The sequence below is a fragment of the Blastococcus atacamensis genome (assembly GCF_002938425.1).
Taxonomy (GTDB): Bacteria; Actinomycetota; Actinomycetes; order Mycobacteriales; family Geodermatophilaceae; genus Blastococcus; species Blastococcus atacamensis.
The window spans coordinates 1-19975 of record NZ_POQU01000070.1 but is presented as its reverse complement, the minus strand read 5'-3'; the positions used below and the strand labels follow the sequence as shown (position 1 = coordinate 19975).

General features: G+C 74.4%; 20 protein-coding genes. 13 read left to right on the top strand and 7 right to left on the bottom strand.

The annotated features are described in order from the left end of the window. Nucleotides 1-236: 236 nt before the first annotated feature. From C5508_RS14990 to C5508_RS14975, 4 genes are all read left to right on the top strand, one after another. Nucleotides 237-554: an HNH endonuclease signature motif containing protein gene (locus C5508_RS14990; protein WP_104525748.1), complete on the top strand. Its 318-nt coding sequence runs from the start codon at nt 237-239 to the stop codon at nt 552-554. A gap of 160 nt (nt 555-714) precedes the next feature. Continuing rightward, entirely contained in the window at nt 715-1038 is a 324-nt protein-coding gene (locus C5508_RS14985; RefSeq protein ID WP_104525747.1) for a DUF6504 family protein, read from the top strand. Further along, entirely contained in the window at nt 1038-1514 is a 477-nt protein-coding gene (locus tag C5508_RS14980) for an SAV_6107 family HEPN domain-containing protein (RefSeq protein WP_104525746.1), read from the top strand. Before C5508_RS14985 ends, C5508_RS14980 begins: the two co-directional genes overlap by 1 nt. Continuing rightward, complete coding sequence (locus C5508_RS14975) at nt 1511-5341, top strand: DNA polymerase III subunit alpha (RefSeq protein ID WP_104525745.1); 3831 nt, start codon at nt 1511-1513, stop codon at nt 5339-5341. The genes C5508_RS14980 and C5508_RS14975 overlap by 4 nt, the downstream gene beginning before the upstream one ends. Before the next feature lie 10 nt (nt 5342-5351). Here C5508_RS14975 and C5508_RS14970 read toward each other — a convergent pair whose 3' ends face one another. Next, nucleotides 5352-5594, bottom strand: coding sequence for a hypothetical protein (locus tag C5508_RS14970; RefSeq protein ID WP_104525744.1), 243 nt, complete (start codon nt 5592-5594; stop codon nt 5352-5354). Between the two features lie 410 nt (nt 5595-6004). Here C5508_RS14970 and C5508_RS19605 point away from each other — a divergent pair, with 410 nt between their 5' ends. The 6 genes from C5508_RS19605 to C5508_RS14950 all read left to right on the top strand — a co-directional run bounded on the left by C5508_RS19605 (nt 6005) and on the right by C5508_RS14950 (nt 9739). Next, the gene (locus tag C5508_RS19605) at nt 6005-6445 is read left to right on the top strand and encodes a hypothetical protein (protein ID WP_157944111.1); all 441 of its coding nucleotides are present in this window, start codon (nt 6005-6007) and stop codon (nt 6443-6445) included. Between the two features lies 1 nt (nt 6446). Beyond that, a complete protein-coding gene (locus tag C5508_RS14965) occupies nt 6447-6827 on the top strand; it encodes a hypothetical protein (RefSeq protein WP_104525743.1) in 381 nt (126 codons plus the stop codon). Nucleotides 6828-6943: 116 nt separating this feature from the next. Continuing rightward, nucleotides 6944-7192: an SGNH/GDSL hydrolase family protein gene (locus tag C5508_RS19600; RefSeq protein WP_157944110.1), complete on the top strand. Its 249-nt coding sequence runs from the start codon at nt 6944-6946 to the stop codon at nt 7190-7192. 93 nt (nt 7193-7285) lie between these two features. Beyond that, complete coding sequence (locus tag C5508_RS14960) at nt 7286-7765, top strand: VOC family protein (protein ID WP_104525742.1); 480 nt, start codon at nt 7286-7288, stop codon at nt 7763-7765. 37 nt (nt 7766-7802) lie between these two features. After that, complete coding sequence (locus tag C5508_RS14955) at nt 7803-8537, top strand: class I SAM-dependent methyltransferase (protein ID WP_104525741.1); 735 nt, start codon at nt 7803-7805, stop codon at nt 8535-8537. Beyond that, nucleotides 8534-9739, top strand: coding sequence for an alkaline phosphatase family protein (locus C5508_RS14950; RefSeq protein WP_104525740.1), 1206 nt, complete (start codon nt 8534-8536; stop codon nt 9737-9739). The genes C5508_RS14955 and C5508_RS14950 overlap by 4 nt, the downstream gene beginning before the upstream one ends. A gap of 3 nt (nt 9740-9742) precedes the next feature. Here C5508_RS14950 and C5508_RS14945 read toward each other — a convergent pair whose 3' ends face one another. The 3 genes from C5508_RS14945 to C5508_RS14935 all read right to left on the bottom strand — a co-directional run bounded on the left by C5508_RS14945 (nt 9743) and on the right by C5508_RS14935 (nt 12275). Further along, the gene (locus C5508_RS14945) at nt 9743-10720 is read right to left on the bottom strand and encodes a sucrase ferredoxin (RefSeq protein ID WP_104525739.1); all 978 of its coding nucleotides are present in this window, start codon (nt 10718-10720) and stop codon (nt 9743-9745) included. Next, on the bottom strand, nt 10717-11937 hold the full coding sequence (locus C5508_RS14940; protein WP_232797163.1) for a cupin domain-containing protein: 1221 nt from the start codon (nt 11935-11937) through the stop codon (nt 10717-10719). The genes C5508_RS14945 and C5508_RS14940 overlap by 4 nt, the downstream gene beginning before the upstream one ends. Nucleotides 11938-12005: 68 nt before the next feature. Continuing rightward, nucleotides 12006-12275, bottom strand: a complete 270-nt coding sequence (locus C5508_RS14935) for a BatC protein (RefSeq protein ID WP_104525750.1) — start codon at nt 12273-12275, stop codon at nt 12006-12008. Nucleotides 12276-12478: 203 nt separating this feature from the next. Here C5508_RS14935 and dinB point away from each other — a divergent pair, with 203 nt between their 5' ends. After that, complete coding sequence (gene dinB, locus C5508_RS14930; RefSeq protein ID WP_104525738.1) at nt 12479-13681, top strand: DNA polymerase IV; 1203 nt, start codon at nt 12479-12481, stop codon at nt 13679-13681. A gap of 166 nt (nt 13682-13847) precedes the next feature. Next, a complete protein-coding gene (locus tag C5508_RS14925) occupies nt 13848-14243 on the top strand; it encodes a DUF3040 domain-containing protein (protein ID WP_104525737.1) in 396 nt (131 codons plus the stop codon). Nucleotides 14244-14274: 31 nt separating this feature from the next. Here C5508_RS14925 and C5508_RS14920 read toward each other — a convergent pair whose 3' ends face one another. Genes C5508_RS14920 through C5508_RS14910 form a run of 3 tightly spaced genes read right to left on the bottom strand, consistent with a single transcriptional unit; the run spans nt 14275 to nt 18899 of the window. Further along, nucleotides 14275-16566, bottom strand: coding sequence for a transglutaminase family protein (locus tag C5508_RS14920; protein ID WP_104525736.1), 2292 nt, complete (start codon nt 16564-16566; stop codon nt 14275-14277). Further along, nucleotides 16563-17912 carry a DUF58 domain-containing protein gene (locus C5508_RS14915; protein WP_104525735.1) on the bottom strand — a complete coding sequence of 450 codons (1350 nt, stop codon included), beginning with the start codon at nt 17910-17912 and terminating at the stop codon, nt 16563-16565. The genes C5508_RS14920 and C5508_RS14915 overlap by 4 nt, the downstream gene beginning before the upstream one ends. A 3-nt stretch (nt 17913-17915) precedes the next feature. Next, on the bottom strand, nt 17916-18899 hold the full coding sequence (locus C5508_RS14910; RefSeq protein ID WP_104525734.1) for an AAA family ATPase: 984 nt from the start codon (nt 18897-18899) through the stop codon (nt 17916-17918). A gap of 221 nt (nt 18900-19120) precedes the next feature. On the opposite strand from C5508_RS14910, the gene mraZ reads away from it, so the two are divergent. Then, nucleotides 19121-19555 (top strand): division/cell wall cluster transcriptional repressor MraZ, encoded by a 435-nt coding sequence (mraZ, locus tag C5508_RS14905; protein ID WP_104525733.1) that lies wholly within the window; start codon nt 19121-19123, stop codon nt 19553-19555. Nucleotides 19556-19975: the final 420 nt, after the last annotated feature.

Below are 19975 nucleotides of genomic sequence, written 5' to 3'. Positions count from 1 at the left end.
TTATAGGAGGACACTGAGTTATTCTCTATCTCGTTCTGCGGAAGCGGTGGATGGGTATAAGGGACAGGGGCCCGACGGCGACCCGGGCGGAGCTCCGCCGGGCCGCCGTCGGGCGCCGTGTCCGTCGCCGGAGCCGACGGGGGGACCCGCGGGCGGGTGGGGACGACGACGGACCGGGTCTGGGGCCGCCCCCGCCCACGGACGGCTACCGGCCCACCGCCAGGCAGCGACGCCTCGTGACGGTCCGCGATCGGCACTGCCGGATGCCCGGGTGCCGGCGCCGTGCCGGCCGCTGCGACATCGACCACGGGCACCCGTTCGCCGACGGCGGTCCGACGGCGTGCGCGAACCTGTGCTGCCTGTGCCGGCGGCACCACCGGATCAAGACCTTCGCGCGGGGCTGGTCGTTCAGCCTGCTCGACGACGGCCGACTCGTCGTCCGCACCCCGTCGGGCGTCTCCCGGACCACGCGGCCGCCCGGCTGGTACCCCGATCCCGAACCGGATCCGCCGGAGCTCGAGGAGCTCGCCCCGCCGGATCCGCTGCAGCTGTGAGCCGGTCGCGCGTCGTCTTGACGGCGTATCGGCAGTCCGGTCTACTGGACTCGTTCGAACAAGCGTTCGAACAACGATCAGTCGTCGCCCGAACCTTTCTCCGGCCTTCCCACGGAGTGGTGCGGACGGCGGGGTGTTGGAGACGTGGGGAGGTCCGTCCATGAGCCGGGTGATCGGTGAGGCCGTCGACCGGGTCGGCGAAGAGGTGCAGGTGGAACGAGGCGCACTCGGTCCGGTGCAGTTCTGGCGCGGGCAGTCCCGCTATCTCGTGGGGGAGTTGCTCGACTCGTGGATGGAGACCGCTCCGTGGTGGCAGCGCGACGCCGGAGCCGGAGGGGCGTCGGCCGATCTGGTCGCACCGCGCGAGGTGTGGCGGGTGGAGGCGGTCCGGGCCGGGCGCTCGCGGACGGACTTCGCCGGTGTCTTCGACCTGTCCTGGGACGCCGCGGCGAACCGCTGGTGGCTCATCCGGGTGCACGACTGATGGGCGCCCGACCGCTCATGGCCGACCAGCTACCCCTGCCCCCGGCGCTGCCCGCCGCGGCCGCGTCGCTGCTGGACCAGGCGCGCCGCGGGCTGGCCGAGGCCGCCGGCTGCACCGACGTCCGGCAGCGCTACGCCACCGCGCACCTGGGGGCGCTGCGGGCCGCGGCCGCCGTGCTGGCCGCCCGCACCCGGCCGGAATCCGGCCGGCGCCGCCCGCGCAGCGCCTGGGCGCTGCTCGAGCAGGTCGCCCCCGAGCTGGGCGAGTGGGCCACCTTCTTCGCCGCCGGCGCGGCCAAGCGGGCCGCCGCCGAGGCGGGGTTGTCCTCCGCGGTCACCGAGCGCGAGGCCGACGACCTCGTCCGCGACGTCGGCACCTTCCTCGCGGTCGTGGCGAACTGCCTCGGTGCCAGTGCCGAGCCCGCCTACCCCCGTCCTCGGGTCGTCGGTGGCACCGCGGCCGAGCTGCAGAGGTGAGCGACCCCTTCGTCCACCTGCACGTCGCCTCCGGCTACTCCATGCGGTACGGGGCCAACCACCCCGCCGACCTCGTGGCCCGTGCTGCCGAGTACGGCATGTCCGCCCTGGCCCTCACCGACCGGGACGGGCTCTACGGCGCGGTGAAGTTCGCGCTGGCGTGCCGCTCGGCCGGGATCCGGCCGATCTTCGGGGTGGACCTCGCGGTGGCACCCGACCTGGGCACCAGCGTGCCGCCGGCGCTCGCACACGTGCTGGGGGAGAACCCCGCCACGGCCCGTGCTTCGCGGTCACGGTCCGCGGCGTCTGCCCGCCGGGCTCCCGCGCGGGGCGGGGCGAGCGTCGACCCGCGGCTGCCCCGAATCACCTTCCTCGCCCGGAACGGCGCCGGGTGGCGGTCGCTGTGCCGGCTCACCAGCGCCACCCACCTGCGCGGCACCCGGGGCGAGCCGGTGAGCTCGCTGGCCATCGCCGCCGAGCACGCCGAGGGGCTGACCCCGCTGCTGGGCCCGGGGTCGCCGGTGGGCCGGGCGCTGCTGGCCGGACGGACCGATCTCGCCGCCGCCGTGCTCGACGCGTGGCGGGCGGTCTTCGGGCCGGGGCTGGCGCTGGAGGTGGTGCACCACCGGGGCCGGGGCGACCGGCAGCGCGCGCAGGCGGTGCTCCGGTTCGCCGCCGAGCACCAGGTGCCCGTCGTCCTGAGCAACGCCGTCCGCTACGTCGACGCCCTGGACGCGCCGACCGCCGACGTCCTGGACGCGGCCCGCCGGCTGGTTCCGCTCGGGCAGCGGAACGTCGACCGAACGACGGCCGAGGGGTACCTGAAGTCGGGCAAGGAGATGGCCGAGGTCGCCGAGGACCTGATGGGCCCCGACCGGGACGCCGCGCTCCGCCTGCTCGAGCGCACCGCGCGGCTGGCCGAGCAGTGCGCCGTCGACATCACCGCCGACCTGGGGATCGGCAGCGTCCGCTATCCCGAGCTCGACGTCGTCACCACCCCCTCGGAGCGGGGGATGAGCTCCACGCAGGTGCTGCGGGCCCGGTGCGAGGCCGGGCTGGGCCGGCGCGGCATGGCGCCCACGGCCCGGGTGCGGCAGCGGCTGGCCGAGGAGCTCGGGGTCGTCGAGAGCCTCGGCTACTCGTCGTACTTCCTGACCGTGGCCGACGTCGTCGACCTCATCAAGAGCTTGAGGGTCCGGGCCGCGGCGCGGGGATCGGGCGCGGGCAGCCTGGTCACCTACCTGCTCGGCATCTCCGACGTCGATCCGCTGCGCTACGGGCTGCTGATGGAGCGGTTCCTCTCACCGCTGCGCCACCAGCTGCCCGACATCGACATCGACGTGGAGTCCGCACGCCGGATGGAGGTCTACGACGCGGTCATCGACCGCTTCGGCGCCGACCGGGTCAGCTGCATCTCGATGATGGACACCTACCGGGTGCGGCACGCGATCCGCGACGTCGGCGCCGCGATGGGGCTGCCCCCGGCCGAGGTCGACGCCGTCGCCAAGGCGTTCCCGCACATCCGGGCCAACCAGGTGCACGCCGCGCTGAGGGACCTCCCGGAGCTGCGGGCCAGTCGGTACGGGTCCCGGCGGGCCGGGGGTACTGGCGACCTGGACCTGATGTTCGACCTGGTGTCCCGGCTCGACGGGCTGCCCCGGCACATCGCGCTGCACCCGTGCGGGGTGCTGCTGTCCGACGCCACGCTGCTCGACCGCACCCCGGTGGAGAGCAGCTACCTCGGCTATCCGATGAGCCAGTTCGACAAGGACGACGTCGAGGAGCTGGGGCTGCTCAAGCTCGACCTGCTGGGCATCCGGATGCAGTCGGCGATCGCGCACGCCCTCGACGAGGTGGCGCGGGTCGACGGCGAGACGGTGGACATCGACGCGGTCCCGCGAGACGACCCGACGACGTTCGAGCTGATCCGCTCGACCCGCACGCTGGGGATGTTCCAGATCGAGTCCCCGGGGCAGCGCGAGCTGGTCGGCAAGTTCGGGCCGCAGACGTTCGAGGACATCATCATCGACATCTCGCTGTTCCGGCCCGGACCGGTGAAGAGCGACATGGTCACCCCGTTCCTCATGGCCCGGAACGGCTGGCAGGACGCCCAGTACCCGCATCCCGACCTGGAGTTCGCGCTCGCCGAGACCGCCGGGGTGGTGGTGTTCCACGAGCAGGTGCTGCAGGTGGTGTCGCGGATGGCCGGCTGCACGCTGGCCGAGGCCGACGAGGTGCGCCGCGCGCTGGGGGAGAAGGACGCCCATCCCGAGGTCCGGGCCTGGTTCATGCCCCGGGTGCTGGCTGCCGGCTATCCGGCGGACGTGGCCGAGCGGGTGTGGGAGGTGCTGGTCGCCTTCGGGTCGTTCGGCTTCTGCAAGGCGCACGCGGCCGCGTTCGCGCTGCCCACCTACCAGTCGGCGTGGCTCAAGACCCACCACCCGGCGGCGTTCCTCGCCGGGGTGCTCACCCACGACCCGGGCATGTACCCGAAGCGGCTGATCCTCGACGACGCCCGCAACTTCGGGATCCGGGTGCTCGGGCTGGACGTCAACGCCTCGGCCGGCAGCTACCGCGTCGAGCGGCTGACCAGCGACGACGCCGTCGACTCTGAGGATGAGGTGGAGGGTGAGAGTGTCGGTCGGGGTGGCTGGCGCCGTCCCGAGTGGATGCCGCCGGCGATGGCCGATCCGTCGCGGTACGGGATCCGGCTGTCGCTGGCCGACGTGAAGGGCATCTCCGACGACGAGGTGGCCAGGGTCGTCAACGGTCAGCCGTACCGGTCGCTGACCGACTTCTGGTCGCGGGCGTCGGTGTCCCGGCCGGTGGTGGAGCGGCTGGTGCTGGCCGGCGGGTTCGACTCGCTGTACGGCTTCGGCATGCGCGACCGCGAGGCAGGCCGGCCGACGCGGCGGCGCCGCCAGGTGACCCGGCGCGACCTGCTGCTGCAGATCAGCGAACTCGACCGGTGGAGTCGCAGCGGGGCGCGGGCGACCTCCGACGGTCAGCTGAGCCTGGACCTCATGGGGATGGAGGACGCCGGACCGGAGCTACCCGGTCTGGAGCTCCCCGGTCTGGAGCTCCCGGGTCTGGAGGGTGCGGGTCCGGAGAGCGCGGCCGTCGGGCCCAGCTGGGCGGAGGGCAGCGGGCTGCCCGAGTTCACCGATGCCGAGCTGGTGCGCGCCGAGCTGGAGGTGCTGGGCCTGGACGCCAGCCGGCACGTCGTCGACTTCTACCGTCCGTTCCTCGCCGCGCTGGGCGCGGTGCCGGCGGGCGAGCTGCTCGGCTGCCGCAGTGGTTCGGAGGTGCTGGTGGCCGGCGTCAAGGTGGCCACCCAGACGCCGCCGATCCGGTCCGGACGGCGGGTGGTGTTCGTGACCCTCGACGACGGCAGCGGCTGCACCGACTCGACGTTCTTCGAGGACGCGCAGGGCCCGTACGCGGCGACGGTCTTCCACTCGTGGCTGCTGGTCATCCGCGGGGTGCTGCGCCGCACCGGGCCCCGTGGGATGTCGCTCCGGGCGACGGGGGCGTGGGAGCTGCCGGCGCTGCACGAGGCGTGGGAGACCGGCGGGCTGGAGTCGGTGGCCGAGCTGATGGCGGCGCAGGGGGAGATCACCGAGGAGGCGATCACCGGGGCGGCGGCATCGCGCAGCAGCCGGCCGGTCGTGGTGCGGCCGGTTCTCGTGCACCCGACCGGCTTCCGGATGTCGCCCTACGCCGACATCAAGCCGGCCGGCGACGACGCCGCGACCGCCGCCCGCCGTGCCGCGTCCGCGCCGCCGCGCAAGCTGTGGCACTCCAGCCCGGGCAGCTCAGGGCACTGACGCGTCCGGATCAGAGCCCGGCAGCAGTGCCGGCCTTGGCGCGGTCGCGGATCCATCGCACGGTGATCGCCTGCGCGGCGGCGACGACCACCGCCCCGGCCAGGCCCGCCGCGTAGAACGTCCAGCCCCGACGACCCTGCTCCACCGTGAACGCCCCGGCCAGGACGAGCGCGGCGATGGCCAGATCGGACGCGTACCGCTGCCGGGTGGGCAGTGGCCGGGACACGCGCCACCACTGGGCTGCCTTGACCACGCCGGCACCGACTGCGACTGCTGGCTTCTCGACGTTCCCGACCCGGTCGACCGCTACCGACCACGCCCGTGCAGCAGAGCTTCTTCCGCATCCGCGACCAGCGCCGTTGCAGGCCCGGCTGCGCCACTCGGGCCGGCTGGGCCGACCCCGACCACGCCGATCCGCACGACGAGGCGGCGCCACCGCCTGCGATCGCTAAGGTCACCCCATCGGCCCCGTCACAACCGCCCGGGCCGCGCTGGTCCCCACTCGCGCGCCGTCGGGCGGAGGTCATAGGAATGGCTGTTAGGGTCGTTGAGGCGTAGTTGGCAGGCCTGTCCTAGAGGTGAGGGGGCGAGACAATTATCGACTGGTGGCTAGGTCTAACCTTCAGTGACCGACTGGGCGTCCTGAGCCTCATCGTCTCGGTCGTGGGATTCAGTCTTGCTATCCAGCAGTTGCGGAAGACGGCGAAGGCGTCCGAGGCCACAAAGACGGCGATCGAGGAAACGGCTCGTCGTATGAGTATGAATCATCTCCTGGTGCTACTTCCACAACTTCGGGTCATTGAAGGTGACCTTGATGCTGCGGCAGCGGATGACGACCGACGCTTAGCCATTCGCTCTCTTGTCTCATACAGTCATACCGCTAATCAGGTGGCATCCCTCATGGCTGGAGAAAAGGATGTCGACGGCGATCTGATTGAGAGATTGCGGGCCAGTGCCCGCACTGCTGGCGCCGCCAAGTCAACTCTGGTCACTAGTAATAGACAGACTGTGCGTTCCGTGACAAAGACCGCCGTCGAGGAGATCGGCGAAGTGTCAAGTTTTGCCGCCGGACTAGTCGCCCAGTGTCAGGTGAAGGCGAGCTGAAATGGACTATCTTTCGACAGGCCAGGTCATCACGCTTCTTAAGCGGCTGGTGCAGCTGACCGAGCAAGGCGCGCTGGATTGGGAGTCGGCCCAGAAGAGCCAGTACCGTTTCGTCGCGACGACGGGGAAGTTTGGCTTTCTGATCAAGTCCCGGGACGAGGATGACTTCAATCCTTACATCCTAGAAATCCACGCCAGGGAGGGTTCCGACCTTCCTTACAAGAAGCTGCAAGAGGTTAGCACTGCCGACACCGACGGGTGGTTCGGGGAGCTCGAGCCGCTCTACAGCATGGTGAAGCGGCGGGTGCTCAATATCGACGAGATTGCTAACGATCTCTTTAGTGAGCTCGACCATCTCGGGCAAGAGCGAGGCCGCAACTAGGTGGCCCGGCCGGAAGGGGTGCGCCGCAGGTGCGCTCTTTACTTGAACTAGCAACGTAACTGGGAGAGCGTTTGCTCCGTGCTCCGTTCGCTTTCCGCCTGCCGTCCTCCCCATAGGTGCCGCATAAATCGGGGGGAGTCGGTCCTGGCCGGATCGCGGACCTCGACCTCCGCTTCGCGGAGCTCTGCGCCGAACGGCGCGTGCCGTACGTCGCCGTCCTCCCGACCCTGCTGGACTGCGCCACCTGGTGCCAGGAGGTGGCCGCCGGCGACGGGGCGCACCCGGGGGCGGCCGGCTACCAGCGCTACGCCGACTTGGTGTGGCCGGCGTGGGCGCGGTGGACGGGTGCGGCCGGCGACCGATGAGTTCCCGGCCGCCGGGCCGTCTCGACTCCTGACACCACTTGACCCGGCACCACCCACCCCGGCACCACCGCCGGCCGCCCTCGAGGAGAACCGATGCCCAAGCAGATCCCCTGCATCTGGATGGACGGCACGGCCGAGGAGGCCGCCGCGCACTACACCTCGATCTTCCCGAACTCCTCCATCGGCGACGTCACGCGCTACGGCCCCGGCCAGCCCATGCCCGAGGGCACCGCGATGACCGTCGGCTTCACCCTCGACGGACAGGAGTACCTCGCCCTCAACGGCGGTCCGCAGTTCCCGCACAGCGAGGCGATCTCCTTCCAGATCATGTGCGCCGACCAGGAGGAGGCCGACCACTACTGGAACCGCCTGACCGACGGCGGCGAGGAGAGCATGTGCGGCTGGCTCAAGGACCGCTTCGGCGTCTCCTGGCAGGTCGTCCCCACCGAGCTCCCGGCCCTGCTCGGCGACCCGGACCCCGGCCGCGCCCAGCGGGCCGCCCAGGCGATGTTCCAGATGCGCCGCATCGACATCGCCGCCATCCGCCGGGCGGCCGACAGCGTTCCGGCCTGAGCGGACCGGAGGCCCCGTCGCCACTAGGCTCCGGTGGGTGCCGACCGTTCCTCCCTCGCCGACCGCGGCCCAGCTGCCCGTCCGCACCGCCGCCGTGTGGGCCGCGCTCGACCCGCTCGTCGGCGCGGGCACCCCGCTGCGGGTGCTCGACGTCGGCGGCGGAAGCGGCATGTTCGCCGTTCCGCTCGCCCGCCTCGGGCACACCGTCACCGTCGTCGACCCCAGCGCCGACGCGCTCGCCACCCTCTCCCGCCGCGCCCAGAACGACGGCGTGGGAGAGCGGGTCGTCGGCGTCCAGGGCGACGGCGACCTCCTGCACGAGGTGCTCGCCGAGGACGGCGGCTACGACCTCGCGCTGTGCCACTCCGTGCTCGAGGTCGTCGACGACCCCGCGGTCACCCTCCGCGAGATCGCCGGGGCGCTGCGCCCGGGCGGCCAGGTGAGCCTCGCCGTCGCCAACCGGGCCGGTGGCGTGCTCGCCCGTGCCATCGCCGGCCAGCCGGTCGAGGCCCTCGCCGTCCTGCGCGACCAGGAGACCGTCCCCGGCCGGCCCGGGCGCCGCCGCTTCACCCACGGCGACCTCCTCGTCCTGGTCGACGGCGCCGGCCTGACCGCCGGGGAGTGGCGCGGCGTCTCCGTCGTCGCCGATCTGCTCGAGGCCGCCGCGGGGGCCGACGTCGCAGCGGTCCGCGACCTGGAACTGGCGCTGGCCGGCACCTCGCCCTACCGGGAGGTCGCTGCCGGCCTGCACCTGCTGGCCACCCGCCCGTGAGCTCCGCGGCCGATGGCCTACCGGCCAACGGCTCCGTGCTCCCCGCCGACCTGCAGCGGCCCGCCTACGGCGCCGCCAGCCTGGCCGACGTCCTGCCCGGCGTGGCCGCGGCGCTCGGTGCGCCGGTGCCCCGGGGCGGCCTCCCCGCCGATCCGCTCGGCCTCACCGGGGCGCTGCAGGGCGCCCGCCGGGCCGCGGTGCTGCTCGTCGACGGCCTCGGTGCCGACCTGATCCGGGCGCACGCCGACCTGGCCCCGACGCTCGCCGCCCTGAGCAGTCCGGCCGGCGACCTCGCCGCGCCCTGCCCCAGCACCACCCCGGTCAGCCTCACCACCCTGACCACCGGCCTCCCGCCGGGCGGGCACGGCGTCCTCGGATTCGTCACCGACGTGCCGGGGGAGGGGCGCACCCTCAACCACACCCAGTGGGCCGACGACCCCGACCCGGCCGAGTGGATGGCGGCCCCCACCGTCTTCCAGCGGGCCGCCGCCGACGGCATCGCCGTCACCGCCGTCGGACCGTGGGCCTACGCCGGCTCCGGCCTCACCGAGGCGGCCTACCGCGGCGGCAACTACACCGGCAGCGTCGGCCCCGGCGACCTCACCGCCCTGATGCGCACCGCCCTCGACGCCGGGAACCGGGCGCTGGTCTACGGCTACCTTGCCGAGCTCGACCTGACCGGCCACGTGCGCGGCGTCGACTCCCCGAGCTGGCGGGCCCAGCTCGCCCAGGTCGACGCGCTGGTCGCCCAGCTCGTCGACGGCCTCCCGGACGACGCCGCCCTGCTCGTCACCGCCGACCACGGCATGGTCGACGTCCCCGCCCACACCCGGTTCGACCTGGACGACGAGCCCGACCTGGCTGACGGCGTCCGGTTGCTCGCCGGGGAACCGCGCGCCCGCTACGTGCACGCCGAGCCCGGAGCGGAGGCCGACCTCCTGGACCGCTGGCGCGGCGTGCTCGGCGACCGTGCCTGGGTGGTCGGCCGGGACGAGGCGATCGCCAGCGGCGTCTTCGGCAGGGTCGACGACGCGCTCGCCGCCCGCATCGGCGACGTCGTCGCGCTGGCCCGCGGCACCTGGGCACTGGTCACCCCGCGGCTGGAGCCGGGGCCCAGCCGGCTCGCGGCCTACCACGGCTCGCTGACCGCCACGGAGCTCGCGATCCCGCTGCTGGTCGCCCGTGGGCGCGGGCTGTCCTGAGCGTCAGCCGGTGGGCTGCACCGGGCGGGTCACCAGCGAGAGGTGGTGCCACGTGCGCACCCGGCCCGGCCGGGTGGCCTGGCAGGTGAGGTGCACTGTCTCCGGCGACGGACGGCTCTCCACGACCACGACGACCGCCTCGGCCGGCCCCGCGAGCGTGACCTCCCAGCGCTCGGTGCCGTCGCCGGGGGAGTCCAGGGGGGCCACCGCCATCGGCAGCAGGTCATCGACGCCGAGCAGGCCCAGCTCCTCGCGCGCGTAGTGCTGCGCCGCCTGCGCGGGCGCGGCCAGCCCGGCTCGTCCGCGCAGCCAGGGCAGCGCCACCTGGCCGGCGTCGTGTGCGGCCACCACCAGCGAGCCGTCGCCGGGCACCTGGCCGTAGTAGAAGCCGTGCGGCAGCACGAGCAGGTTGGCGGCGAACCGGTCCCCGCCGAGGTGGCTGCACTCCCACACCTCGTCCGGCCCGGCCGTCGGCAGGTTCCGGGCCAGCGGCCGCCCGCGCAGCGCGCAGCAGGCGTCGTGCCCGCCGTGCGTGCACACCAGGTACGTCCGTCCGGCGGCCCGCTCGCCGACCGAGCCGTCCCACGGTGCGGTGAGCAGGTCGGCGTCGGAGGTGCGCACCGACCACCACAGCCCTTCCCGCCCGGGGCGGCTGTCGGCGTAGGCCCAGCGGCGGCCCGAGTCGGCCAGCCGGTCACCGGGACGGCGCACCAGCAGCACCCGGACCCCCTCGCGGGCGGCCCGCTCGGCCAGCAGCAGCGCCACCCGCGCGTCGAACCGGGACTGCAGCAGGGCCTGCCGCCCCCAGGGGCCGGGCTGCTCGATCAGCAGCCAGCGGTCCACCGGGGACGCCGTGGCCAGCCCGGAGTCGGCACGCACGAGCGCCTGCACCGAGCAGCGCTCGCCGTCGAGCCGACCCAGCGGCCGCGCCGGGAGGTCGGTCCGGCAGAAGTCGTCCACGCCGGCCGGGTCGGAGGTCACAGCGGCGGAGGGCCCGCGACCGCCGCGTCGGGCACGGTGGCGATCGACTCCGTCACCAGCCGGCGGGCCAGCGCGAGCCGGTCGGCCGGGTCCAGGCCGGGGAGGTCCCCGACCTTGAGCTCGCCCACGGTCAGCAGTTCGGCCAGGGCCGGCCGCTGCTCCGCCGGGAAGGTGTGGGTGCGGCGGCCGCCGACGAGCACGACGCCGCCGTCCTCGCCGTCGCGCAGCACGCACCGCAGCCGGGTGCGCAGGCGCAGCACAGTCTCGGCCGTGAGTGCGGCGGCGGCGGTCGCCTGGGCGAGCGGCGCAACGGGCTCGGGGCGCACCTGGGCCCAGGTGCGGGCCCGCAGGCGGTCGGCCACCTCGGCGGGGTCGACGCGGCCCAGCCACTCGCGCAGCCCGTCGACCACGGCGGCGACGTCGTCGGCCACCACGTCCGGATCGCCGAGGTCGATGCCCAGGGGGAGGGAGCTGCGCAGCGCCGGGTCGTCCGCGGCCAGGGTGCGCACGAGGTCCAGCACCGACTCCGCGGCCGCCCAGCGGGTGACGGAGTGGATGCCGACGGTCAGGTGCGCGCTGATCTCACCGAGGGCGCGCGCCGAGTGCAGGTAGCCCCGGGGCAGGTAGAGGGCATCGCCCGGGCGGAGCACCGCGTCGATCACCGGCTCGCGCTCCGCGGCGGCGGCCACCTCGGCAGCCCGGTCGGTCCACACCTGGGTGCGCAGCGGATCGGGGAGCACCGGCTCGTGGATGGTCCAGTGCTTCTCGCCGGCCACCTGCAGCACGAAGACGTCGTGCACGTCGTAGTGCGGGCTGAAGCCGCGGGAGGACGGCGGCGTCACGTAGGCGTTCACCTGCGTGGGGTGGCCCACGTCGGCGGCGAGGGAGTCGGCGAACTCGATCAGCGGCGGCCACAGCCGGTGCAGACCCTGCAGGACGACGGTGCTGCCCTCGGCGAAGAGCCGGAGCACCGAGTCGGAGCTCACCTGGTCGGCGATCTCGGCACCGGCGCCGCCGGAGGTCGTGAAGCGCTTGGCCTCGACGACGGCGCCGTCCTTGGCGATCCGCAGGAAGGGGGTGCGCAGACCCCGGCGGGACAGCAGCTCGTCGACCGCGGGCAGGTCGAGCAGGTCGGTGAAGGAGTTACCGGTGTCCTCGGCGCGGGTGAGCAGGGGACGGCGCGCCCAGTAGTGCTCGCCGAAGTCCTCCGGCGCCATGTTCGTGCACCGCCGCAGGGCGGGGCGGAGCAGCTGCTCCGCCCCGCCCTGCGGGGTCGGGTTCTCGGTCAGGCGGAACCGTCCGCGCCGCCGTCGGCACCACCGTCGGCGCCGCCGTCGGCACCCGTGTCCGCGCCGCCGTCGGCACCGCTGTCGGCACCGCCGTCCGCGCCACCGTCGTGCGTGCCCGGGGTGCCGCCGCCGGAGCCGGCGTCCATGGGGCCCTCCTGGCCGTTGTCGGCGCCGGTCGCGCCGCCGCCCACGCCGCCGTCGGCACCGCTGTCGGCACCGCCGTCCGCGCCGGCGTCGCCGGTCGTCATGTCGTCGTCCAGAGCCATGGCTCCTCCGATCAGGTCGGTCCGGACCGCCGGACGGCGGCCCCTGCGCGCTGCTTACCTCGGTGATCGCGGGCTCACACCTGCGGCCGACCTGCGCCGTCGAGGCGTCCGACACGGGGTCGTGCCGGAGTCGGCCGGACGGCGGGCCGGGCGCTATTCTTCCCCGATATCGAACATGTGTCCGACATCGGGGAGGAGGAGTCGTGGACCGAGCAGCGGGGTGCACCGTCCTGCACGTCGACATGGACGCCTTCTTCGCCAGCGTCGAGGTGCGGCGGCGCCCCGAGCTGGCCGGCACCCCGGTGATCGTCGGGGGCGCGGGCAACCGCGGCGTGGTCACCTCGGCCACCTACGAGGCCCGCCGCTACGGGGTGCACGCCGCCATGCCCACCGGCCGGGCGCTGCGGTTGTGCCCGACGGCGACCGTCCTGCCGGGGGACATGGCGCTCTACACCGAGGTGTCCCGCTCGGTCATGGCCCTGTTCCGGTCGATCACGCCGCTGGTGGAGCCGCTGTCCCTGGACGAGGCGTTCCTCGACGTCTCCGGGGCCGGGCGGCGGCTGGGCGACGCCGCCGAGGTCGGCGAGTACATCCGCGCCCGGGTCTACGACGAGCAGGGCATCACCTGCTCGGTCGGGGTGGCCGGCACCAAGTTCGTGGCGAAGCTGGCCTCCACCGCCGCCAAGCCCGACGGGATGCTCGTCGTCCGCCCGGCGGAGGTCATGGGCTTCCTGCACCCGCTGCCGGTGAGCGCCCTGTGGGGCGTGGGCCCCAAGACCGAGGAGACGCTGCTGCGGCTGGGCCTGCGCACCGTCGGCGATCTGGCGCACGTGCCGTCGAGGACGCTGCAGCGCGCGCTCGGCGCCGCGGCCGGCAGCCACCTGCACGAGCTGGCCTGGGGTCGCGACCCGCGACGGGTCGTCCCCGACGAGCCGGAGCGGTCCACAGGGGCGGAGGAGACCTTCTCCACCGACGTCGACGATCCCGCTGTCATCCACCGCGAGCTGCTGCACCTGTCCGAGCGCACGGCCGGCCGGTTGCGCTCGATGGGCTGCCTGACCCGCACGGTGAGCATCAAGGTGCGGTTCGCCGACTTCGCGACGATCACCCGCAGCCGGACGCTCGGCACGCCCACCGACGTCGGCAAGGACCTCTACGACACCGCGCGCGCCCTGTTCGACGCCCTGGGGCTCGACCGGGCCCGGATCCGGTTGGTCGGGGTGCGGGCCGAGCGCCTCGTGGACGCCGACGAGGCCCCCCAGCAGCTGGAGCTCGGCGCCCGGGAGCACGGCCGCCGGGAGGCCGAGCTCGCCGCCGACCGCGCCGCCCGCCGGTTCGGTGCCGGCGCGGTCCGTCCGGCCACCCTGCTGCACCGCTCGGGCCGCCCCGGGGGAACGGCCCGCTGACCTGCGGTAACCGGCGCCACGACCGCCCCGGGAGAGTGATCGTCCGGCATCACGCGCAGGTTGCCGGTTCGTCGCCTTTCGCCGGTTGCGAACGACTCGTATCCTCGGACGTACCGTCGGCGGGAGCCTCCGACGGCTTTGGCTCCGCCCCACCCTGGAGGTCGACGTGCCGCTCTCCGAGCACGAGCAGCGTCTGCTGGAGCAGATCGAGCGTGCCCTCGTCGATGACGATCCCAAGTTCGCTTCCTCGGTCCGCACCGGCGATCGCCGTCTGAAGGCCCGCCGCAAGCTGCAGCTCGGCGCCCTGCTGGTCCTGGTCGGCCTCGCCGTCCTGGTCGCCGGCCCGGTCACCGGCTCCGTGCCGCTCGGCGTGCTGGGGTTCCTCGTCGCCTTCGGTGGGGTCATCCTCGGCGTGCTGAACTACCGCACCGCCACCGGCGCCGTCGAGGTCTCCGGCCCCGCCGGCCAGCGCGGTGCATCCCCTACCGGCCGGGGCGGCCGCGGCCGGCAGCCGATGAAGAACCGCCTCGAGGAGCGCTTCCGCCGCCGCTACGACCAGTAGCCCGCAACCACCCCGGACCCGGCCGCCGTCCTCATCGGACGGCGGCCGGTGTCGTCCCCGGGCGCCGGGGGAGCAGGTCCCGCAGTCCGTCGCGCACCGACGTCGGCCACAGCCGCGCCGCCAGGCGCCGCGGCCACGGCTGGGCGGCCAGCAGTCCGCGCCGCGCCGTCCGCAGGGCCTCGGGCAGGCGGGGGTCGGACGTCGCGGCGCGGGGCGGGCCGTAGGCGGCGGCCTCCTCGGCACCGGCGAGGAAGATGAACGCCTCGGCGAGGCCGGGCTCCGGGCGCGCGGCGGCGGTCAGCTCCTCCGCCGTCCGGCGCGGGGTCCACGCCGGATCCAGCCGGATCCCGAGGTCGGTGGCGCTCGCCCGCAGCTCGTCCCACAGCCCACCGGGATCCCCGTCGGCCAGCCGGCGGCGACGCTGGAGCACCCGCAGACCCCCCGGCAGCGACAGCAGCGCAGCGGCGGCTGCCACCGCGCCCAGCGACAGCAGCACCGGGCGCAGCGAGGTCTCCGCCGTCGGCGCCGTCTGCGCCTGGGGGACCGCCTCGGGGACCCGGTCCTCGCGCGGCACCTCCACCGGCGGCGCCGCCGTGGGAGCGGTCGGGGCCGGGAGCTCGTCGGTCTCCTCGATCCGGTCGCTGGCCCGCGGCGACCACGGGAGGGCCACGCGCCGGTCGACCGCGATCGGGGTGGGGTCGAACGGCACCCACCCGAGGCCCTGGAAGAAGACCTCCACCCAGGCGTGGGCGTCGTCGCTGGTGATCAGCCGGCTGTCGTCGTCCTGGACCGATCCCGGCGTGTAGCCCAGTGCCACCCGCGCGGGCATGCCGGCCTGCCGGACCAGCACCGCCATGGCGCCGGCGTACTGCTCGCAGTAGCCGCGCTTGAGCCGGAGGAAGTCCACCAGGTCGTCGCCGGAGGTCCCCGACGCGGTGGAGAGGCTGTAGGTGAACCCGTTGCCCCGGTCGGTCAGGTAGTCCTGGATGCGGCGCACCCGCTCGTACGGCGTGGCCGCACCGGCGGTGAGCTCGGCGGTCAGTGCGCCGATCGAGGGGTCGAGCTCGGGCAGGGTGCCGAAGCGCTCCTGGATCGCGGCGCCCTCGGGCAGCGGGACGGCGCGGGAGAGCAGATCCGGCGACGGACGTGGCTCGCTGGCCGCCACTCGGTAGCCCAGGCCCTCGGTGGACACGTCCCGGCCGAACACCGTCCCGGTCGCCCCGTCGAAGCGCCAGGCAGCGGCGTCCCGGTCCACCGAGACCGACAGCGGGGACGACGGCAGCGGCAAGAACCGGTCGTCGTGCTCGAGGACCGTGATGTCGGCGGTCACCGGGCGCGCGACCTGCCGCGCGGGCAGCGGTGCCAGCGTGTCGTCCTCGAGCACCGAGATCTGGCCGTCGAGGTTGCTCAGCGTCCATCCCTCGGCGGGGTCGTACTCGTCCAGCGCGACCGCCCGCAGGTACCCGAGGTCCTCGACCGACGCGTCCACGCGCAGGAGCTCGATCGGCTCGGGGCGGCTCAGCTCACCCCGCAGCTCGGCCACCGGGTCCAGCGCCGTCCCGGTGGCGCCACCGACGCCGCCGCCGAGCCCGGTGCCGAACGAGCCCTCCTCCAGGATCGGGACGAGCGGTCCCAGCAGCACCCCTGCGACGAGCGCGACGGCGCCGATGCGCACCGCGGCCCCACCACCTCCGGCCCAGCCGTGCAGCCCGCCGAGCACACGCCGCTGGTCGGCCCAGAGCAGGACGGCGAACCCGACGGCGGGCGCGACCAGCGCCGGCAGCCCGATCGCCCCGGTGACCGTGCCGACCGGGACGCACAACAGGATCAGCAGCGCGAGCCCCGCCACGGCCGCCCGGCCGGCCGTGACCGCGACGAGGTCCACCACGATCGCGACCAGCCCGACGAACAGCGTGGTGAGCGCGAGCAGCCCGGTCAGCGGAAGGGCCGGGGTGGCCTGCTCGCGCACCTCCGCCGCACCGTCGGCCAGCACGCCGCCCAGACCCTCCAGGCTCTGCGGCGTGGGCAGCGCGCCCAGAAGCGCGCCGTCGGGTGCGAAGAGTGCGGTGAGCACGCAGACGACGGCCACCAGCTGCCCCGCCGGGACGAGGAGGGCCCACGGGCCGGCCGGCTCCCGGTCCGGCCCGCCGGCCGCCCTGTGCGCTGCCGCGCGCAGCAGCAGCCCGGCGGCCAGCACCGAACCGACGACGACGAACGCCGGCGGGAACCAGCCCGCAGACGTGAACACCGGGGTAAGGGCGACGGCGCCCAGCAGCGTGGCGACCGCGGCGGCGCAGGCGGTGCGGACGTCGGCGCGGATCACGCGGGCACCCCCGTGGGCGTGCCGGCCACCGCTGCCCAGGCGTCGGCGACGCCGTGGCCGGCCCCGGCGACGGTCACCCGCCAGCCGGCCGCGGACAACAGCGCAACGGCCTCCTCCCGCTGGGTGGCGAGCGCGTTCCCGGCTCCGCCACCGCGGATCCACCCCCGGCCGGACGGGAGGGCCCATCCGGTCACGTCGAGCAGCACGGCGACGTCGGCGCCGGTGCCCGGCCGCAGCTGGGTGAGCGGCGCGACGTCGTCGGGCCCCACCGCTCCGAGCAGGCAGATCAGCGGGCCGTCACCGGCCGCCCGGCAGGCGGCCTCGACGGCGCCGTGCAGGTCGGCCACGCGGGAGGGCCCGATGGTGGCCAGCCGGTCCAGCAGCTCCTCGGCCCCCAGTCCCGGACGTCCCGGGCGAGGGCTGAGCTCGCCGGTGTCGGTGACGACGCGGACCACCGATCCGCGGCGGGCCAGTGTGCTGCCGATGCTGGCCGCGGCCTCCACGAGCCACTCCAGGCTGTCGCCGGGCGGGCAGTCGTCGCCGGACGGGCCGGGTACCGCGACGGTGTCCGGGCGGGACGTGGCGACCAGGTGCGCGCGGGCCCGGGTGTCGAGCAACAGGGTGCCCTGGGGGTGCCAGGGGCGCTCCTCCATCCGCACCATGAGCTCACCGGTGCGCGCGGTCGCCCGCCAGTGCACCTTGCGCAGGTCGTCCCCGCGCCGGTACTCCCGCACGCTGACGTCGTCGTCGCCGTGGGCGGCGATCGAGCGGTGCGTGCCCTCGCCGCCGCGGCCCTGCTCGACGCCGGTGCCGCCGGGACCGAGCGGGCGCACGCGCGGGACGACGACGAGCGGCGCGGTGCCGGTGCCGGAGGCCGAGCGCTCGACCAGGCCGAACGGGTCGACGACGCGCAGCTGCAGCGGTCCCAGCTCGTAGCGTCCGCGGACCCGGCCGGCGACGGAGTACCGCAGCAGCGTCGTCGCGCCCGCGGGGAGGCCGGACACGGTGTAGCGGGGCGAGGGGCCGAGCGCGGCCGGGAGGTGCTCGGTCAGCAGCCAGAGCCCTCCGCGCCGGGTGTCGGTGCTGCCGAGCTCCACGAGCACCTCGGCGGGCGTGCCGCGCGGCACCCGGGCCGGGCTGGTCGCCCGCCGGGTGGTGACGCGGAAGCGGCTGCGCGCCACGCTCAGCGCGGCCAGCAGCGGCAGGGCCAGCACGAAGACGGCGAGCTGCACGAGGGACCGCTCACCGAGGAAGGCCCCGGCCGCAGCGAGCGCGAGGCCGCCACTGATCAGGCAGCGGCCACGCGAGGTGAGGGCGGACAGCGCCCGCCCGGGAGTCCTCCGCACCGGTCAGCGCCCGCGGGGGACGGGGACGGAGGCGAGCAGCTGCGCCACCACCTGCTCGGTGCTGCGCCGGCCGACCGCCGCCTCGCTGCCGAGCAGCAGCCGGTGGGCGAGCACCGGCACGGCGAGCGACTGCACGTCGTCGGGGAGCACGTGGTCGCGGCCGAGGAGGGCGGCCGAGGCCCGTGCGGCCCGCAGCAGCTGCAGCCCCGCGCGCGGGGAGGCGCCCAGGCGCAGGTCGGGGGAGCGGCGGGTGGCCTCCACGAGCGCGACCACGTACCGGCGCACCGCCTCGGACACGTGCAGCCGGCCGACCGCCGCCACCAGGGACCGGACCAGGGCCGCGTCGGCGACCGGCCGCAGCCCGGCGAGGGGGTCGGTGGTGGCGCGGTCGTCCAGCATGGCCAGCTCTGCGGCCGGATCGGGGTAACCCATCGAGACGCGGGCGGTGAACCGGTCGCGCTGCGCCTCGGGGAGGGGGTAGGTGCCCTCCATCTCCAGCGGGTTCTGGGTGGCCACGACGACGAAGGGCCGGGCCAGCTCGTAGCTGACGCCGTCGACGGTGACCTGGCGCTCCTCCATGCACTCCAGGAGGGCGGACTGGGTCTTGGGCGAGGCCCGGTTGATCTCGTCGGCCACCACGATGTTGGCGAAGACGGCGCCGGGCTTGAACTCGAACTCCCGGGTCTCCTGGTCGTAGACGGCCACGCCGGTGACGTCGCTGGGCAGCAGGTCCGGCGTGAACTGGATCCGCCGGACGCTGGCGTCGACCGAGGCGGCCAGTGCCTTGGCCAGCGTGGTCTTGCCGACGCCGGGCACGTCCTCGACGAGCAGGTGGCCCTCGGCGAGCAGGACCACCAGGGCCAGTCGCACCACGTGGTCCTTGCCCTGGACGACGCGGCTGATGCTCGCCGCGATCCGTGCGCCCTCCGCTGCGACGTCGACCGACGGATCGGCCGTCCCGTCGGCGGCCCGTGTCGTCTCCGTCACGCCTCCCACCGTACGTCGGGAATCGGCCGTGACGGGCTGTCGCGATCGCGCTGCACACGGCTGCGGTGGCTCCGGGGTGAGGGGTGGGGCCCGCTGGTCACGACACGGGCGCAAGTGGTGTCCGGTGGGGGCCAGTGGGTTACTGTGGCGACCGGTGGAGAGGCAGGGACCGTCCGGGGTGCCTGCGGGGCCACGGGAGGACCGATGCAGGGGGTGATCCGGTGTTCGTCGGCAGCTATCCGTTGCGACTCGACGAGAAGGGCCGGCTCGCCCTCCCCGTCCGCTTCCGCGACCAGGTGGCCGACGGCATGGTGATCAAGAAGGGCCAGGAGCGCTGCGTCTACGGGCTCACCATGGCCCGGGTCGCCGAGCAGAGCGCCGCGATGGCCGCCATGGCCCCGTCCGACACCGCCCGGGCGCGCATGGCCGCCCGCATGAGTTTCGGGTCGATGGTCGAGATCGAGCCCGACAAGACCGGCCGCATCACCATCCCGGCCAGCCTGCGCGAGTACGCCGGGCTGGACCGCGACGTGGTCGTGGTCGGCGTCGACACCCGCTTCGAGATCTGGGACGCCGCCAACTGGGAGGCCTACGTGGCCGAACTGGAGGCCGCGTATGCCGACATGGAGAGCGAGGGGATGCCGACGCTGTCGTGATCCCGGGAGCACCCTTCCCGCCCCTCCCGGCCTCCGCGCCGGAACCCGTTCGAGTCGCCTTCCCCGCGACTCGACCGGATCGGGCCCCAGCCGCCTTCCCCGCGGCTCGGTCCCGCACAGCGGAGGACCGCGACGGACAGCGGGTCCCGCCGGCCCAGACCGGCGTGGGTGACCCACCGGCCCCGCGCGGGCCCACCTGACGCTCTTCCCCGACGCCAGGCGGACCCCGCGGGGCCGGACACCTTCCCGGACCGGCCACCCCGCGGGGTCCGCGTTGTCGCGGGGCCGATGACGCTTATACACATCTTCCGCTGTCGACGCACAGGACTGTATACATGTCGTAGAGAGCTGTATATCTCAGACAACCACAAGTAGAAAGACAAGACATATGAAAGAAACATCAATAAAAACAGCAAACAA

Coding starts and splice junctions, on each gene's coding strand:
- C5508_RS14940 (WP_232797163.1), bottom strand. CDS start 11,937: ATGGCGCCGGAGGACTTCGGCGAGCACTACTGGGCGCGCCGTCCCCTG.
- C5508_RS14960 (WP_104525742.1), top strand. CDS start 7,286: ATGCCCAAGCAGATCCCCTGCATCTGGATGGACGGCACGGCCGAGGAG.
- C5508_RS14985 (WP_104525747.1), top strand. CDS start 715: ATGAGCCGGGTGATCGGTGAGGCCGTCGACCGGGTCGGCGAAGAGGTG.
- C5508_RS14935 (WP_104525750.1), bottom strand. CDS start 12,275: ATGGCTCTGGACGACGACATGACGACCGGCGACGCCGGCGCGGACGGC.
- C5508_RS14980 (WP_104525746.1), top strand. CDS start 1,038: ATGGGCGCCCGACCGCTCATGGCCGACCAGCTACCCCTGCCCCCGGCG.
- C5508_RS14965 (WP_104525743.1), top strand. CDS start 6,447: ATGGACTATCTTTCGACAGGCCAGGTCATCACGCTTCTTAAGCGGCTG.